The organism is Candidatus Vicinibacter proximus (genome assembly GCA_016713905.1).
GTDB classification, from domain to species: domain Bacteria; phylum Bacteroidota; class Bacteroidia; order Chitinophagales; family Saprospiraceae; genus Vicinibacter; species Vicinibacter proximus.
Map to the genome: position 1 here is coordinate 989,860 of JADJOE010000001.1, position 16,599 is coordinate 1,006,458.

Here is a 16,599-nt window from a genome sequence, read left to right on the forward strand (position 1 = left end):
GTCAGGACAGATTATGAATGAATGGAAAAACTTTTAATGAAATGGTTATGGCTAAAATAAGGCTTGGCTTAATCGTAAAGGAATTTGTTTATAAATCTTTTATTACTAAGGATATAAATAAGTTAAAAAATGACAACGGGCTTTGTACGTAATAAAGATTTTAAAGAATAAATATACTCTTTCATTAAATTAAAATCCTCTGTTAATTATTCTTGGGATAATTAATTATTAGAATGACATGGTGATGCCATGCACCTAGTTTGTCAACATCTTAAGTGTTCCTCAATATTTTTTCCATTTTCCTGCCTTTTGCCAATTCATCTACGAGCTTATCCAAATATCGGACATTTTGCATCAGTGGATTCTCTATTTCCTCGACACGGAAGCCACATATAACACCGGTGATGAGTTTAGCATTTGGATTTATGGAAGCATTTTGAAAGAAGGTTTCAAAATTTATTTTTTTTTCAATGAGATCCTGAAGCTTCTCATTAGTGTAGCCTGTAAGCCATTCTATAACCTGGATTAATTCTTCTTTAGTTCTGCCTTTCTTCTCCACTTTTGCAACATACATGGGATATACTGAGGCGAAGGTCATTTTTGCAACTCGTTCTTCTTGTACCTTGTTGTTCATAATTTGTGGTTTGGCATTAAGTATTAAGTGAGCTAATTGGATGAAAGGAACAGCTAATCTATTTTACAAATATAGTGCTGTAAAATTTCAAATCATCTTTTGATTAGACTCAAAAATAGTAATCTAAAGATATGCATTAATTTACAAGTTGCGACTTAAATTTAAGTTTCAGTTCATTATGTGGACACTTTCTCAATCAATTTAACATTTAATATTCCAACCTTAAATAAAATGCCGGAACTAAATTAATTTTGAAATTTTATTAATTGAAATGAGGTCATTCCTACTTCGTAGACTAAGGACTGATAAAATTGTATTTATTCTTGTATTGCTGATCATAAATAAAAAAAGGCAGGGGTTTTAAAACCCCTGCCTTTTAGAATTACCAAACATCAAATACAAATTAATTATTCGATATCTTAACTATTTTTTGTGTATAATTTCCCTGTGTAGTGCTAATCTTCAAAATATAAATTCCGGAATTCATACCAAGTATTGTTGCTTCACCATTTCTGGCTCTTGATTTGAAAATCTCTTTGCCGGATAGTTCGTTTATCGAGATATTGAAATCTGCGTTTTGATCTTGACTATTTCTTATATAGATTCTATCCAGTACCGGATTTGGATATACTTCAATGTTTGTTGGCAATATTTCATTAACGGATACAGTTGTTGAAAGAACGGCATCGATGACATGCACAACACCATTATCGGCAATAACATCTGCAACAATTACTTTAGCGTTGTTGATAAAAACGCCATCCGTGTTGATGGTAACCTTTACAGATTGTCCATTGATGGTTTTAATTAATTGTCCGTCAGATAAGTCAGTGGACAAGACTTTGCCACCAACGGCATGATACAATAAAATTTGGGTAAGGGCTCCTTGTGGATCTTTAAGTAAAGCTTCAATGGTACCAGCAGGAAGTGCAGCAAATGCATTATCTGTTGGCGCAAAAATGGTAAAAGGACCAGCACCTTGTAAAGTAGGTACAAGACCCGCAGCTCCGGCTGCAGCTTCAAGGGTAGTAAGTATTGGCGAATTTACGATGACATCTGCCACAGTGGCAGGAGGTAAAAGAACGGCATCAATAACATGTACCACACCATTATCTGCGATCACATCGGCAACCGTTACTTTGGCGTTATTGATAAAAACGCCATCTGAGTTGATGAGGACATTTACAGATTTGCCATTGATGGTTTTGATGAATTGTCCATTGGATAATCCTGTAGACAAAGCATTTGCACCAACCGCATGATACAATAAGATTTGGGTTAGTAATCCTTTCGGATCTTTGAGTAGCGCTTCAACTGTGCCTGCTGGAAGCGCAGCAAAAGCATTATCTGTTGGCGCAAAGATGGTAAAAGGACCTGGACCTTGTAAAGTAGGCACAAGACCCGCAGCCCCGGCTGCAGCTTCAAGTGTATTATGTATAGGGGAGTTAACGATGACATCTGCCACGGTGGCAGGAGGTAAAAGAACGGCATCAATGACATGTACCACACCATTATCAGCGATCACATCGGCAACTGTTACTTTGGCGTTATTGATAAAAACGCCATCTGAGTTGATGAGGACATTTACAGATTTGCCATTGATGGTTTTGATGAATTGTCCGTTGGATAAAGAGGAAGACAAAGCATTTGCACCAACCGCATGATACAATAAGATTTGGGTTAGTAATCCTTTCGGATCTTTGAGTAGGGCTTCAACTGTGCCTGCTGGAAGCGCAGCAAAAGCATTATCGGTTGGCGCAAAGATGGTAAAAGGACCTGGACCTTGTAAAGTAGGCACAAGACCCGCAGCCCCCGCAGCTGCTTCAAGTGTATTATGTATAGGGGAGTTAACGATGACATCTGCCACAGTGGCAGGAGGTAAAAGAACGGCATCAATGACATGTACCACACCATTATCAGCGATCACATCGGCAACAGTTACTTTGGCGTTATTGATAAAAACGCCATCTGAGTTGATGAGGACATTTACAGATTTGCCATTGATGGTTTTGATGAATTGTCCATTGGATAAACAGGTAGACAAAGCATTTGCACCAACCGCATGATACAATAAGATTTGGGTTAGTAATCCTTTCGGATCTTTGAGTAGGGCTTCAACTGTGCCTGCTGGAAGCGCAGCAAATGCATTATCTGTTGGCGCAAAAATGGTAAAAGGACCAGCACCTTGTAAAGTAGGTACAAGACCCGCAGCTCCGGCTGCAGCTTCTAGGGTATTATGTATAGGGGAGTTAACGATGACATCTGCTACAGTGGCAGGAGGTAAAAGAACAGCATCAATAACATGTACCACACCATTATCAGCGATCACATCGGCAACTGTTACTTTGGCGTTGTTGATAAAAACCCCATCTGAGTTGATGAGGACATTTACAGATTTGCCATTGATGGTTTTGATGAATTGTCCATTGGATAATCCTGTAGACAAAGCATTTGCCCCCACAGTATGATACAACAAAATTTGAGTAAGGGCTCCTTTCGGATCTTTGAGTAGCGCTTCAACTGTGCCTGCTGGAAGCGCAGCAAAAGCATTATCTGTTGGCGCAAAAATTGTAAAAGGACCTTGACCTTGTAATGTAGGTACAAGACCCGCAGCTCCGACAGCTGCTTCCAAGGTGTTGTGGTCAGGAGACCCAACAATGATGTCCACAACGGATTGGTTATAAGCATTTAACCACGAAAAACCTGCAATAAGTAGGAGTAACATTTTTGATTTCATAAATTTTTATTTAAAGTTTGATATAGAGCATATATGCGGCCTGAACCAAAAGGGTTGCCTCTTGTTTAACTTTTTATTCAAAATGATTAAACAAAAAAAGGAGACAACCCTTTTTTCAAAAACCGCATATATCTTGAGTAAAGCTTTACAGATTATCGAGGAGAATTTAATATTACGGGCCAAACAAGGTGATGACCGAGCTTATAAAGAATTGTATGATAAATACTGCAATTCCTTCTTTGCCATCTGCTTACGTTATAGTTCATCCAGAGAGGAGGCAGAGGACATGCTGCAGGAAAGTATGATTAAAATTTTTAGAGAATTGCATAGTTTTGATAAAGACCGTGGTACATTTTATACCTGGGGTGCGCGGATTGTAATCAACACCAATCTTGCTTCTCTCAGGAAGTCCAATATTAAATTTGATGCCATTGAAAGTGAAAATTTAGCTAATACTTTAAAAGATCAATACAATGTATTGGCAGATTTAGAGGTAAAGGATGTAATTGCAGCTTTGCAGGAAATGCCGTCCGGATACAGGACAGTTTTTAATCTTTATTATTTTGAAGGTTACAATCACCAGGAGATTGCAGAGCAGCTGGGCGTTTCGGAGAGTACTTCTAAAACACAGTTGATGAAATCTAAAGTTTATCTAAAAAAAACTTTAGAAGATTTAGAATTAGCGAATTAGAAAATGAGTAATAAACTTAATTTAGATAGATTAAAGACCAATAAAATTCAAGAGTTTGAACCTCTAGATGATGTATTTTTCAAACCATCAGATAAAGTTTGGTTAAATGTGCATAAGGAGATCAGGAAGAAGAAAAGGCACCGAAAAGGCTTAATCTTATTTATGCTCACTGGCTCATTTGCCTTAAGTTTACTTTTTATCTGCCAACAGTTCCAGGCCATCCAAAAAACCGAATATATCCAACCTTCTGCAAATCATTTGGAAATAGGTAGAACGAATCAGGAATCAAATTTTTCAAGGATTCATAAAAGTGAAACTTCTAACGGCAATAACGAAAAAGGTGCGCTAACCGAATCAACTGCGAAAAATAAAAAAGAAGAGCAAATAAGGAATTCAAATTATTCTGGAAATTCAAATAGTCATAAGAGTTTAGTAAATGATACCCAAGTAAAAAGTAAGGATGTGGCTACTAACAAATTAAGGGATTACTATTCCACCAAGAATCAAATTGCTCCAAGGGGACTCATGGACTCACTGATTGATTTGAAAAATCTGACTCCATATGTTATTGAAGGATCAGAACGCGATAATTGGCAATATGAGCCCTTAAAGCAATCGAATGATTTAAAATTCAGATTAAATTATGAAAGAAAGTCTATTGACAAATGTAATGTACCTAAAGTGAATTCATCAAGATCAAAATCTTTCATTAATTATATTGGCTTAGAATTAGCCTGTTTCCCTGTCAAATACCATAAGGATATTGAAGTCAGTTCATTGAGTGAAACTGTTTCCTCTTCTATATACGACAGAACATTTGGTGCTGGCATCCAATTCGAAAAATCAATTACCAGAAAATTTGCATTGGTTTTTAACCCTGGATACAGACAGGATCAACTTCTAACAAAATACGATTTGAACATACCTTATGATTACAATACGGAAGAAAAATTACCGACCATAAACATCAATCATTTCACCCATTCTTTGCCAACGGATTTTGGAAACATCCGGACCAATATGACTGTATCCAGAGCAAAAAACAGTTCTGTTGGCCATAATGAATTGGTAAACATTGAATTCCAAGCCAGGCAAATGGTATCCACATTGTCCTTGCCAGTTGGACTTAAGTATTATTTTAAAAAATTCAAAAGTGGTTTTTATACCACAATTTTTGCTGCAACAGAAATAGTTTTGAGTAGAAGAAGTGCAGTAGATAAATTTTTGTCGCATCACAGTCTGGTTCATGGAGATCATGTTGAAATTAACCCAGAATTCTCCTCTTATAAATATAGATTCAATCCGGGCATGTCTCTGCAATATAAATATCAAATCACTAATTCATGGTCGACAGAAATTGGCGTTGGTTATGCCAGAAATCTGAGTAACCTCGGCAGAAATCAAATGTTGAATTTAGGCATATCGATAGGGAAATCTTTGAGATAAACTGATTCGTAATTTCAGGCAGTTCAGGATTTCAAGCAAGTAGCAGTTGCGTTAAAGACATATAATTTTGGAAAAGTGCTATTAGCCTTACTTCTTAAGTATATTTTTTTAAGACAAGTTATCTTTTAAAACGCATTAATCATTCAGTTTTAGTTTCATCATGATGTCCGTCTGCAAGTCATTTCCCAATTGAAAGAGGTGTTTGTCAAACGCAACAAAACCGTTTTTCTTATAAAAATTTATAACTCTGGGATTTTCTTCCCAAACGCCCAACCAAACATAGTCCTTATTTTTTTCTCTGGCAATTTGTATGGCTTTGTTGTAGAGTAATTGTCCAACGTTCTTGCCATGAAATTCTTTTAAAACGTAGATGCGTTCTATTTCAAGCCCATTGTCGTCCCGTATTTCTGTCTGCGATTCTCCGAAATTTAGTTTTAAATAGCCTATAACTTTATCATCTAGTTTGCGAAGTAAAATTCAGCTTTTTTATCGTTCAGTTCAATGCTGAGGTTCGCACTGGAAAATACTTCATCTAAGTATTTATTCATATTTTCTTCCGTATTCCCGGAGGAAAATGTTTCGCAAAAAGTTTGCCGACTGATTTTTTCTAATTGGACTATTTCTTCCAGGCTTACTTTTTGTATGTCCACAACTTAATTTTTAATTGCACAAATCACAGCAAGATAAAAACTGTAATTTAACCAATGTTTGGTTCAATCAATGGGTTCCCATAATTGAATTTTATTTCCTTCGGTATCCAGGATATGGATGAATTTACCGTAATCGTAAGTTTCCATATTATCCACAATGGTTACCCCTTCTTTTTTTAATTCTGCCACAAGTGCTTCCAGGTTTTCAACCCTGTAATTTATCATAAAATCTTTAGAAGAGGGTTCAAAGTATTTTGTGGTTTCAGAAAAAGGTGTCCATTGGGTTTGTGCCTTTTTAGTGCTGTCTTCAGATTCATACCATTCAAAGGTAGCACCATAGGGATTGGTGGTTAAGCCAAGGTGTTTTTGATACCATTCTGTCACTTTTTTTGGATCTTTGCATTTAAAAAAAATGCCTCCGATGCCAGTTACCTTTTTCATATTTGATGCGTTTTTATTTTGATGTACAATTAATGACTTACAAACAAAACCAAAGCCAAATGAGGCTACGGTTAACAGGAGGATAAATGTAAAAGTTTTCATTGATTTTGTAAAGCTATCATTTTTAAATAAACTTATTTTAAGAATTAGTTTGGTTAGAATTCATGTATTTAATTCACCTGAATTTTATAGTTCGGATTGCTTACAATAATAAAACTCATAGGGTCCTATTCCCGGAATTTAATCTGGAGTAGTGATCGTTTAGTTTTGTTTGATGATTAGTAAAATGGATTTACAAATGCATCAAACTGATGGATAGAATCTCGCCTACTTCAATTAATTTCATGCACAGGTACGAATTAAGCTTTCGTCTTTAACTTTATTGTTTTTGCTTATCTTGATTACTATTCAATGACTATTTTCTTATTGGTTAAATTTCTATGCTCATCCAAGATCTGTAAAAAGTAAATGCCATTAATCAATTCACCTCTTTTTAGGATAAATTCTTTCCCATTAAAGTTATGACTTCTTATTTCCTTGCCAAACAAGTCAATTATTTTTATTGTGGTGTTTTTTTGTTCTTCACTAAAGGATAAGGTAGTTTCTGATGTAAGCGGATTAGGATATACAAGGGGCTGATAAACCGTATGCTCATTCAATCCTGTCGTGTTGGGAATGGATTGATTTTGAAACCATGCCATACCACCCGGACCACCAAAACTTGCAGTGAGAATATCCTGATCTCCATCACTGTCTATATCCTCCACTCTTACAAAAACTGGATAATTGATAGCCGTGGTAACCACTTGGTATTTGCTGGAATCAAATACATTACCACCCTGGTTCCAGAAGCATCTGACCGCACCCTTATTGTTGCCACGGACATACATGGATGCAACAAGATCTTTTTGACCATCACTGTTAATATCAGCAGCAAAAATGCTGGTGACTACATAGTTTGTATCCACCACCAGCAAATTATGGATGGTGAAGGTTCCTTTTCCATTGGACTTATACCACTTCATGATGTTGTCAGAATTGGGAAAATAGGTACTTGAAGGATAAAGTATATCTACGTTATTGTCAGCGTCAAGATCACACAGACTCATGTAATAATAGCCAAATTTAAGCAGTGAGTCAATTGTTTTAGGTGCATTAAATCCGCCATTTGTGTTGTTTTGATAAAAAACTATTTTATTGTTGTTTGTATATTGAGCGATGTCTTCAAAAGAGTCGCCATCAAAGTCATGACTTATGGTTGAATAACCGAACAGGCTAAGCTTCGTACCGACGCTGTCGAAAACGCCTTTGGTATTATTAAAAATTCTTCCGGAGGCAACTATTTCAGGGTAGTCATCATTGTTGACATCAACGGTATTGATGCCAAAAAATTCTCCTCCTATATGGCTTGCAACAGTTCTTGTAAAATTTTGAGAGCCATCGTTTATAAACGCAAGGGCATTTTGTCCATAATAATTGTCAGCAGCAAAATCAAGGTGTCCGTCATTATTAAAATCTGCCAAAGCGATGGATTCAGAATAATAAAGGTTGTTTCTTCCGGCGTTCCATATTTGCTTTGCTGGTGAAAAATATCCATTGCCCATATTTTGATACCAGACTATACTGGTATCTGAAGAGCGGTTAACCATAAGTATATCTTTCTTACCGTCTCTATCCAGGTCCACAATCTGTGTGTTGGCTGAAGCTTGTCTGGACAAAGTAAAATGTTTAAAAGAGACTTGTGCTTCTACATGATAATCCAGCGCATAAAATACGAAAACAATAAGTGCGTAAAAAATTTTCATTTTTTTATCTTTTTATCAATTCAAAATGTTTCTAAGCAATAAACTTAAAGTGAGCTCTTTTTACCTGTAGATTCTCACCGCCGTCAAAAATAAAACATTTTTTTAAATCCAAGACCAATTGGTAAAAATAGTTGTATCAAAGAATGGTTGCAATTTGATCTTTTTAATCAGTCTATTTTAGGCTAACTGGTGTTTTTTTTACGACACGATTCATTACTTAGGCCCCTTTACCTTTTAATATTAAAATTTCATATATGTTTTAGGATGGAATATAATATTGATGTAAAAGGCTTGAGATTTCGGTCTCATTGGTAAAATAAATAAATATTGGAATGGTTTACATGGGAAAGTGGTCTACTCGATTGTGTACTGCCTTGTGTAGTATATCTCAAACTCTAACCACACCTATCCTTGCAATTGCTGATAATTTATTGTCAATCGTCAACTGTGGCGCAAGTAATAATCCGTTATGTTTTCCACCTGCCATAGCAAAGACGGCATCATTGGCAAAGTCAATTGGGCACTTCCCCATTTTAGAGTAGGGTTCTTTGGTTGTAAATAGATTGTCGCAATAGTTCTTTTCAAAATAAAGCTGAGAATTGATCCATTCTTTGTTGTTTACGAAAACCTTGAAATGGATATGTGGAATTCGTCCGATATACCAGCAAGGAATAATGGTGTTAAAATTTACCCAACCGTTTTCATCCGTTCTTTGTAAGCCACGCAGATAGGTGATTGTGTCTTTTACTTTTTATAGTTGTAGGGAAAATATGTTTCCCATTTCCAAGGAGTAAATGTGTCGCCAATTAGTTTTTCCAAAAGTTCTTTGAAGATCAATTCTCCATTTGCACTATTTGTCATTATAATAATTGAAATTCCTTTGTCAATAAAATTGATGTTGTAATTTCTCCAGGCGTCATCGTGTCCTTCTTTGAAGAATGCTCTACCATATTTACATTTTAGAAGTCCCCAGCCAAGTCCATAAGATAAGTCTATGGCTTTGTTTTCCGTTGTAGTTTCTTCTGTGATTGTCGGAAATTGGACCTTTGAATGTATTTTAATTTGAGATGACAACATTTCGTTATACATTTTTTTGTCTAACCCTTTTTGTTGCATTACAAACTCAATAAATTTTGAATAGTCAGTAATTGTTGTTACCAATGAACCGCTTGCAACAGGAATTTTTCGTTTTTTCTTTGGGTTTAGCGTTCCATCTTGCAAATGTCCAATTGCAAAATTGTCATCGAATTCTTTGTACCAAATGTAACCAGATCTCTTCATTCCAATGGGAGCAAAAACTTTTTCAATGGCTAAATCTTCAACTGTTTTATGAGTAATTTCTTCTTCAACTAATTGTAAAAGTTTTAAACCTTCTCCTGAATAAGCATATTTTGTACCAGGTTTAAAATAAATTTTCATAATTCCAAGTGTATCTTCCACTCCTGTTGTAGGATGTAACCATCTTACATTTGGAAGCCCGGTTGTATGGCTTAAACACATTCTCGCTGTAATTAATTTCCATCTATCATCTGATTTTAGGTCTGAAAAGTATTCATATTCAGAAATTGGTTTACTTAAATATTTATAAAGAGGCTTATCCAACTCAATTGTTTTTTCTTGAACAAGTTTCAATGTTAAAAAAGCAAATACGGCTTTACTAAATGAAGCACCATACATTACACTATTTGTATCCAATAGTTCTGCATTGGTCTTATTTTTATAACCATAGGATTTTAAATAAACAGTTTTCTTGTTATTGAGAATTGCCAAATCCAAACCTTGAACATTTGCCGTGTCCATAAGATGTTTGACTATTTTGTCAACTTCTGAAAAAGAAATTTTGCTTCCATCAAGTCTTGTAATTTTTTTACTTTGTCCATATGTAAAATAGGATATAAGTAGTAATCCGAATAAGGATTTTAATTTCATAATATTGTTAGTTTAATATTTTGGCGGTGTCGTTTTTTGGCAGAATGTCTTAGGTCCGCAGGCTTTGCGTTCGTGCGGGCTTCGGAGCGCAAAACTGTCAACCTGCACTGAACTTGAATAGAAGCACAAAGCTCCAAGTTTGCACGTCACCACACCTGACGCAAAACATGTGTTAGCGGTAGTTTTAGTCATTTGCTACTTTCAGTTGACCTTTTACTTGTTTACGAACCATTCCCCAATTTTGTAAATCCCCTTTGGGCAATTTCTTATTTGATATAATTTCAAATCCAAATTTCTTATAGATGGCTACATTATCAATATTTTGTGTTTCCAAGTAACACGTTAAATTTTGTCTATCAATTATCTCAAGAGCATGGTTCAAGAGTTTCTTTCCAATGCCTTTTCCCTGCTTGACGGGCAAAACACCCATTACCATAATATAGTAGTGATCAAAATTAGCAGAAGCAAAATGTTCCTTGTCAACATGGTCCATTAGCTCAGAAAAGTTAAAGAAAGTTTTCATGCCTAACTTTAAAGGAAGAGCAAGCATTCCAGCTTTAGCCATTTTCATAAACGTCACTTTAACTTCTGCAGGCGGCAACATAAATAGAACGCCACTATTATCTTCAGTCGCATAGCACTCTCCGTGCGAACATGCATAAATGAATGAGCGTCCCTGAATCCATTCCATTTTTCGTTTGTTATTGATTTGGTTTCCCAAAACAAAATTAAACATTGGGTCTTCGGCAAAAGATTGCCCAAGTAACTCTGAAACCCATTTTAAGTCACTTTTATCTATTCTTTTTATTTCCATGAAAATTCATTTTGTGTTAAATTACCGCTAACGGATTTGGTTTAGACGCTGCACCGCCAAACATTAGCAACCAAAACTAAAAAATTAATTTGTTATTTCCGGAAAAAGAAAAAAAGAGAATGATAAAAGTTGCTTGGCGGAATAGAGTCTATGCCATGTTGGGCGCAGTTACATTCCTTTATTACGCAGTAGCTTCAATTGATTTTTATTTAACATAGCCCAAACTTCTTTTGACTCTAGCACTTGGCCTCCGATGCATATTTTAATTTTTTGTTTTACTTTTATATTGCCTAAAGAAATGTCATGATTATCAAATAGTAGGGATATGTAATAATTTGGTTCTAGTTTTTGCATCCAATAACTATTACCGCAGGTAGCCTTTGAATTTTCTTTAATTATTTGCCATTTGTTATATACAAAAAGATAATTTTCAACGCTGAGTATTGTGGCGTCTGATCTTGGGATTAATACAACAGAATCAGACAGGTTGAATAAATAAGCTTGTATGTACCTGTTTCCATTTTTCTTAATAATTTGATATTTATCAGGAATATAGAAAATAAGTCCAGATTTAGTTTTCAATGATTTATAGTGGTCAGAATTTATGTCAATTTGATCAGTAAATTGGACCCATCCATTACCTTCATTAGATATATAGCCAGATTTTAGTTTTAAGTCATACCATTGTTCAAGAGTAATAATTCCTTTTTCCTTTAATTCCCACAATGAATCGCTTTGCCCCCATGATGCAGTGGTGTACAATAAAATCAGAAATAAATTATATCTCATATTTTCGTTACAATTGTGCCCAACGGTTAGAGATTGATGCAGTGGCCTTTTACTCGATCACCCAAAGAGAAGATACAAAACCAAATATTCAGAGAACACCCTATTTTTCCAATAACGAAGATTTCTGCAGTCCATTGCTTCAATCTGGTGTTATCACCAGCATTCGTTAGTTAATTTTAATATTAATATATTCTTTATATGCGGTTTTTGTTTTTTTGTATACAAAAATATGACATGGGGTACCCGATAGGCCACCGCCAATGCAAGTTATCCCAACCAACAAATACTTTTTATTTCGAAAATAGTTTGGGTTTGTTATATAAACTATATAAGGTAATTTCATTCTTAATCTTTCGTATTCCTTAGCTGAAATTTCAGATTTTATATATTTATTTAAAGGCACCTTTCCTATTCTATTAATTGAGTCTAAAATATCGCAAGCCATTTCAGTATTTATAATTTTACATTTATTTTCTAATGGAAATTGCCAAACAAAGTCCTTACTTAGATTTTCAATAATTTGTTGTTTTTCAATTGATGTAAGAATGATTTTATTTTTGAAATACTTGCAGTTCGTACTATACAAACTATTTTGCTCTAATTTTTCAATAATTATTTTGTTAAGAAATGCTTCTTTTTTGATAGTATCTTTAAGAAAGTAATCTTCTGTGGTGAAGTATTTATTTATTTATTGTTGACGCTAGCAGAGTATCAATTGAAGATTGCGAATAAAGATTATTTTCAATAGAAAAAATTAGTATTATTGATTTAAGGTAATTCATCTTATTTTAGTTGGTGATAACTCGTATATACTTGCCACATCGTTGCACAAGTCTGTCTAACGGTGGAGGGATTGGTGAAACAAAAGGTGTACATATCTTTTTCCAAAATTAATTAAATTTTCTTATAAAGTATCAAATTGGCTGGTAATTTTTTGTAAGTTCTTGTTGCTGACATGCGTGTAAATTTCAATAGTCGTGCTGCTGTTGTGCCCAAACAGCTCTTGAATATATCTCAAATCTGTTCCTGCTTCCAGGAGGTGCGTGGCATAACTATGTCTCATCCAATGTAAAGTGACAGGTTTCTTAATTCCTTCTTTTTCTATAGCTTGTTTTAATACATTGGACAGACTTCTTTCATCGTAAGGTGTATTTTTGGTCTGACCCTCAAACAACCATGTTTTGGGTTTATATGCGTTATAATATTCCCTCAGAATGAGTAGTATTTTTTCGGATAGGGGCACTATCCTGTCTTTATTGCCTTTTGACTGCCGGATAAGAACCACGTTTCGATGGGAATTGATGTCTGAAAATTTAAGATGGACCAACTCACTTCTTCTCAACCCACAGCTATAAATTAGCGAGCGCATTGCCCGATGTTTTAGATTTTTTAATGCATTTAAGATCAATTAAATTTCTTCCTTACTGAAGACATTTGGCAACAATTTCGATCTTTTTGGTCGGTGAATTAAATCAATTTCCAGACTTCTGTTTTCTATTTGCCTGAAAAATAATTTCACGCCATTTACAATTTGGTTTTGGTAGGATGCCGATAAATGATGTTTTAAAATATAGTCGTTGATGAAGTCAAATAAATCCTTATTATTCATGTCTTCTAAGTGTTTTGCTACAAAATAGCTTAAGAACGTTTTTAAAGCTTCGCTATAAGTCTTGATGGTGCTTTCACTATACCGCTTACTTTTCATCCATCTTTTAAAGGATACGATCCTATTTAGGCTTACTTCTGGCAAGAGAGAAGTTTGTGTCGGTAGTGTTTTATTTTCATGCTTAGAGCAATTCTATCCATTACCCACGAATCATGCAAGGTTATCTCCATTCATTATTTATAATGAGTAGTTTCTGAGAAGTCTGCAACACATGAGCGGTTTGTCTTATCTGCAATTTAAAATGAAGTTATCGCAATCAGGAATCCGACTATGCCTTTTTGCACAGGATGATGAAAGCAGGAGGAATGTTGATGGGTACAAATTCAAATCTTACCTGGCCGAAAATCTCTTCGTACATTTTTTTCAAGGAGAGACTGTAATGTAGTTGCACAAAACTGGCGCCTTGCTTCATACAGGATTTGACAGCTTTGAGGATGTTGATGGATAATTCTTTAGGAAACAACACGAATGGAATTGCAGAAATAACGGCATCGATGCTCTCAATCTGAAGATTTTTCAGATATGCTTCGATGTGTTCTGCGGAGTCTTCAATAATGGTGATTCTGGAATCCGGTAGTTTTCTCAATTCCTCGCAAAATGCAGCGTTCACTTCAAAGATCAAAAGTTTGGCATCAGGATGCAGCCTTTTTAAAAGATGCTCTGTTATGGCGCCATCACCGGCCCCTAACTCAACAACTACCCTGGCAAGGTTAAAGTCCACAGCGTCCAGCATGGTCTTGCTGACAAAGCCGGAAGACCTGCTCACAGAACCAATGGTCCGCATGTTTTTTATTCCCTGCCGTAGAAAATCCAGTTTGGCCACTTTATCTGTTATTGATTTTTGTTGTATTCGTTTATCAGTAAAATCAGATCATCGTATTTATCCACAAAATTAATCAGCTCATTTCTTTCCAGTTTTTTACCATCGACAAAGGCACGGATGTTACTACTTTTTTCACTGGTATTCTGGTTTAGGAAGTTTTTAGCCTCCCGGAAAGTTCTGAACAATCCACAATAGTAACTTATCTTTTCGTTCCTAGGGTTTCTTTCTGCAAAAAACTGTTCATTCCCCTTTTGTAAAACAGGGTGATTGAGCACTTGTGCGGATTCTCCAAGCAGGATCGAATAGAACAATCCGGTCTGAAACAGCGCTCTGGTTTCCTGGTTGTTCTCCAGCAGGCTTTCGTTGATCCCTGGAATGTTATAACCTACAAGCAGGTCCGTAGTCTCTGTGCCCAGCAATTGCAGCTCTACACGTTTGTTGATTTTTTGTGAAGCAGGATAAGGGATTCCGTTGATTTCTGTTTTGACAATAGGAAAGGATCGACCTGCTGATCTTAATTCTAATCTGTTTTGTGGGATGTTCTTGCTGATGAGATAATCATTAACCTGGCGGGCTTTTTTCATGGAAAAATACAAATTCAGCGCTTCGGGACTTTCTTCGAAGGAATGTCCCGTAATCCTCAGACGAAGTCCGGGATATTTTTGTAGAAGTTCCACCAGCTTTGCAAGCGTATTGCGGTTGCGCTCGTCTTTGAGAAAATCGTCTCCCTGATCCACAATAGCATCCAGCTTAATTTCCGTTTTAATTGGAAGTGATTTCTCAGGTGTTTCCGTGAATTCCTGGGTCTGTTTGTTTTTTCTCAAAGGTTCGTTAAATTGAAACCATTGAGTGACTGCACTTCCATTGGGTGGATAATATTGCTCTTCGAGATCTTCTTTAAAGTAGGCAATGTAGATATCTCTTTTACCCTGATTGTCTTCTTTGCGGTCAGAGCTAAACACTCCTGCAATCCCATCCGAGGTCAATTTAAAATGCAAATCATCACCGGCGCTGTTGATGGGCACCCCCAGATTTTTAGGTGTCTGCCATTTACCTTCTTCCGCACCAAATCTTGTTCTGTAAATATCAAAGCCACCCATGCTGCCGGAATGATTGGAAGAGAAATACAGGGTCAGGCCATCATTGGCTAAAAATGGGGTGGTTTCATTGTAGTAAGTATTTATGTCCGGACCGAGATTGCTGGCTTGTGACCAATTGCCTTTTCTGAAGACACTAATGTATAAGTCATACCCACCATAACCTCCCGTCCGGGCACTGCTGAAAATCATTATGGAATCCTGAAAGACGCACAAACTGTTGTCCCCAATCTCAGGGTTAAAGATGGATTCGAATTTAGAGAATTTGTATTTGCGGTTGCTGCCGGTAAAGGTGTCTACACTCGCAGTTCCTTTTATTTCATCCCATCCCTGGAAGAAAATCATCACCTCACCGTGTTTCGCAAAATCAAGTATTACGTCATGCTTACTGCTGTTGAGGAGTGGGTTCAGATCTTTCATCGAGGACCAGTTTCCCCTGGCTTCTTCAATCACAAAAAGATCTGCACGAAAACGACCTTTGGTTTTATCCAATACCCCTTCTTCATTTCTTTTCCCCCCTTCATTGTTTTCTTTGACTGCGCTGAAATAGTATTTGCCGGGATAATTTACGCTGGGGAATGCGGCAAACTCATCTTCGTGTGTATTGATTTCGGGGCCGATGGATTCTACAATGGCAAGTGGTTCTTTTTTATGGATTGCGAGTCCTTTTGTGCAGTGTTCAATCTGGGCATAAATCTTTGGTCGCTCATGATTATCCCGGTCCAGTAAGCTCAAATATCTTTTGTGGTAAAAAATAGCCTGCCGAAAATTTCTTTGATACTGATGAATCTGAGCCAGATAACGAAAGGATTCTTTGCGGTATTTTTTGGATTTGCTCAGCAGGTTAAATCCTTCTGCGGCGCGATCCAAACGGTTGCTTTCGTAAAAACATTTGGAAGCAATCAACAAGTCGCTTTTGTCTTTTTTTACTTTGTTGAATAATTGCTCAAATAAGATACCGGCATGGTAATAATCCTCCTGTGCGTAATATTTTTTTGCAGTCCGGATGGATTCTGATTGCGCTTGCATCCTTACCAAAAGCAAGGACAACAGAGCGCAAAAAAACATCCGGCTCAT

Annotated in this window: 14 protein-coding genes and 2 pseudogenes; 3 read left to right on the forward strand and 13 right to left on the reverse strand. The window is 36.1% G+C overall.

Annotated features, from left to right (window positions below; genetic code table 11):
- Positions 1-271 precede the first annotated feature (271 nt).
- Both IPJ83_03960 and IPJ83_03965 read right to left on the reverse strand, forming a co-directional pair.
- A complete protein-coding gene (locus IPJ83_03960) occupies positions 272-634 on the reverse strand; it encodes a DUF2200 domain-containing protein (GenBank protein ID MBK7879699.1) in 363 nt (120 codons plus the stop codon).
- Between the two features lie 403 nt (positions 635-1,037).
- Entirely contained in the window at positions 1,038-3,371 is a 2,334-nt protein-coding gene (locus IPJ83_03965; protein ID MBK7879700.1) for a fasciclin domain-containing protein, read from the reverse strand.
- Positions 3,372-3,504: 133 nt separating this feature from the next.
- Here IPJ83_03965 and IPJ83_03970 point away from each other — a divergent pair, with 133 nt between their 5' ends.
- Positions 3,505-4,062 carry an RNA polymerase sigma factor gene (locus IPJ83_03970; protein ID MBK7879701.1) on the forward strand — a complete coding sequence of 186 codons (558 nt, stop codon included), beginning with the start codon at positions 3,505-3,507 and terminating at the stop codon, positions 4,060-4,062.
- Between the two features lie 3 nt (positions 4,063-4,065).
- Positions 4,066-5,508 (forward strand): hypothetical protein, encoded by a 1,443-nt coding sequence (locus IPJ83_03975; GenBank protein ID MBK7879702.1) that lies wholly within the window; start codon positions 4,066-4,068, stop codon positions 5,506-5,508.
- A gap of 135 nt (positions 5,509-5,643) precedes the next feature.
- Here IPJ83_03975 and IPJ83_03980 read toward each other — a convergent pair.
- From IPJ83_03980 to IPJ83_04010, 7 genes and pseudogenes are all read right to left on the reverse strand, one after another.
- Positions 5,644-6,158: pseudogene (locus tag IPJ83_03980) on the reverse strand (GNAT family N-acetyltransferase).
- Between the two features lie 63 nt (positions 6,159-6,221).
- Positions 6,222-6,599, reverse strand: a complete 378-nt coding sequence (locus tag IPJ83_03985) for a VOC family protein (protein MBK7879703.1) — start codon at positions 6,597-6,599, stop codon at positions 6,222-6,224.
- A 404-nt stretch (positions 6,600-7,003) separates the two neighbouring features.
- Complete coding sequence (locus IPJ83_03990; protein MBK7879704.1) at positions 7,004-8,404, reverse strand: T9SS type A sorting domain-containing protein; 1,401 nt, start codon at positions 8,402-8,404, stop codon at positions 7,004-7,006.
- A gap of 388 nt (positions 8,405-8,792) precedes the next feature.
- Positions 8,793-8,936, reverse strand: coding sequence for a hypothetical protein (locus IPJ83_03995; protein ID MBK7879705.1), 144 nt, complete (start codon positions 8,934-8,936; stop codon positions 8,793-8,795).
- A gap of 212 nt (positions 8,937-9,148) precedes the next feature.
- On the reverse strand, positions 9,149-10,333 hold the full coding sequence (locus IPJ83_04000; GenBank protein ID MBK7879706.1) for a beta-lactamase family protein: 1,185 nt from the start codon (positions 10,331-10,333) through the stop codon (positions 9,149-9,151).
- 184 nt (positions 10,334-10,517) lie between these two features.
- On the reverse strand, positions 10,518-11,147 hold the full coding sequence (locus tag IPJ83_04005; GenBank protein ID MBK7879707.1) for a GNAT family N-acetyltransferase: 630 nt from the start codon (positions 11,145-11,147) through the stop codon (positions 10,518-10,520).
- A 168-nt stretch (positions 11,148-11,315) separates the two neighbouring features.
- The gene (locus IPJ83_04010; protein MBK7879708.1) at positions 11,316-11,873 is read right to left on the reverse strand and encodes a hypothetical protein; all 558 of its coding nucleotides are present in this window, start codon (positions 11,871-11,873) and stop codon (positions 11,316-11,318) included.
- Between IPJ83_04010 and IPJ83_04015 the strand changes: the two genes are divergently transcribed.
- The gene (locus tag IPJ83_04015) at positions 11,873-12,106 is read left to right on the forward strand and encodes a hypothetical protein (GenBank protein MBK7879709.1); all 234 of its coding nucleotides are present in this window, start codon (positions 11,873-11,875) and stop codon (positions 12,104-12,106) included. The two genes, IPJ83_04010 and IPJ83_04015, sit on opposite strands and share 1 nt — an antisense overlap.
- Here the strand turns inward: IPJ83_04015 and IPJ83_04020 are convergent.
- The 4 genes and pseudogenes from IPJ83_04020 to IPJ83_04035 form a co-directional block, all read right to left on the reverse strand.
- Positions 12,103-12,522 (reverse strand): hypothetical protein, encoded by a 420-nt coding sequence (locus IPJ83_04020; GenBank protein MBK7879710.1) that lies wholly within the window; start codon positions 12,520-12,522, stop codon positions 12,103-12,105. The two genes, IPJ83_04015 and IPJ83_04020, sit on opposite strands and share 4 nt — an antisense overlap.
- 318 nt (positions 12,523-12,840) lie before the next feature.
- A pseudogene (locus IPJ83_04025) lies at positions 12,841-13,641 on the reverse strand (site-specific integrase).
- 229 nt (positions 13,642-13,870) lie between these two features.
- Positions 13,871-14,425: a methyltransferase domain-containing protein gene (locus IPJ83_04030; GenBank protein ID MBK7879711.1), complete on the reverse strand. Its 555-nt coding sequence runs from the start codon at positions 14,423-14,425 to the stop codon at positions 13,871-13,873.
- Positions 14,426-14,433: 8 nt separating this feature from the next.
- Complete coding sequence (locus tag IPJ83_04035) at positions 14,434-16,599, reverse strand: PD40 domain-containing protein (protein MBK7879712.1); 2,166 nt, start codon at positions 16,597-16,599, stop codon at positions 14,434-14,436.

Coding starts and splice junctions, on each gene's coding strand:
- IPJ83_04005 (MBK7879707.1), bottom strand. CDS start 11,147: ATGGAAATAAAAAGAATAGATAAAAGTGACTTAAAATGGGTTTCAGAG.
- IPJ83_03960 (MBK7879699.1), bottom strand. CDS start 634: ATGAACAACAAGGTACAAGAAGAACGAGTTGCAAAAATGACCTTCGCC.
- IPJ83_03975 (MBK7879702.1), top strand. CDS start 4,066: ATGAGTAATAAACTTAATTTAGATAGATTAAAGACCAATAAAATTCAA.
- IPJ83_03965 (MBK7879700.1), bottom strand. CDS start 3,371: ATGAAATCAAAAATGTTACTCCTACTTATTGCAGGTTTTTCGTGGTTA.
- IPJ83_03990 (MBK7879704.1), bottom strand. CDS start 8,404: ATGAAAATTTTTTACGCACTTATTGTTTTCGTATTTTATGCGCTGGAT.
- IPJ83_04015 (MBK7879709.1), top strand. CDS start 11,873: ATGAATCGCTTTGCCCCCATGATGCAGTGGTGTACAATAAAATCAGAA.
- IPJ83_03995 (MBK7879705.1), bottom strand. CDS start 8,936: ATGGGGAAGTGCCCAATTGACTTTGCCAATGATGCCGTCTTTGCTATG.
- IPJ83_03985 (MBK7879703.1), bottom strand. CDS start 6,599: ATGAAAAAGGTAACTGGCATCGGAGGCATTTTTTTTAAATGCAAAGAT.
- IPJ83_04000 (MBK7879706.1), bottom strand. CDS start 10,333: ATGAAATTAAAATCCTTATTCGGATTACTACTTATATCCTATTTTACA.
- IPJ83_04035 (MBK7879712.1), bottom strand. CDS start 16,599: ATGAGCCGGATGTTTTTTTGCGCTCTGTTGTCCTTGCTTTTGGTAAGG.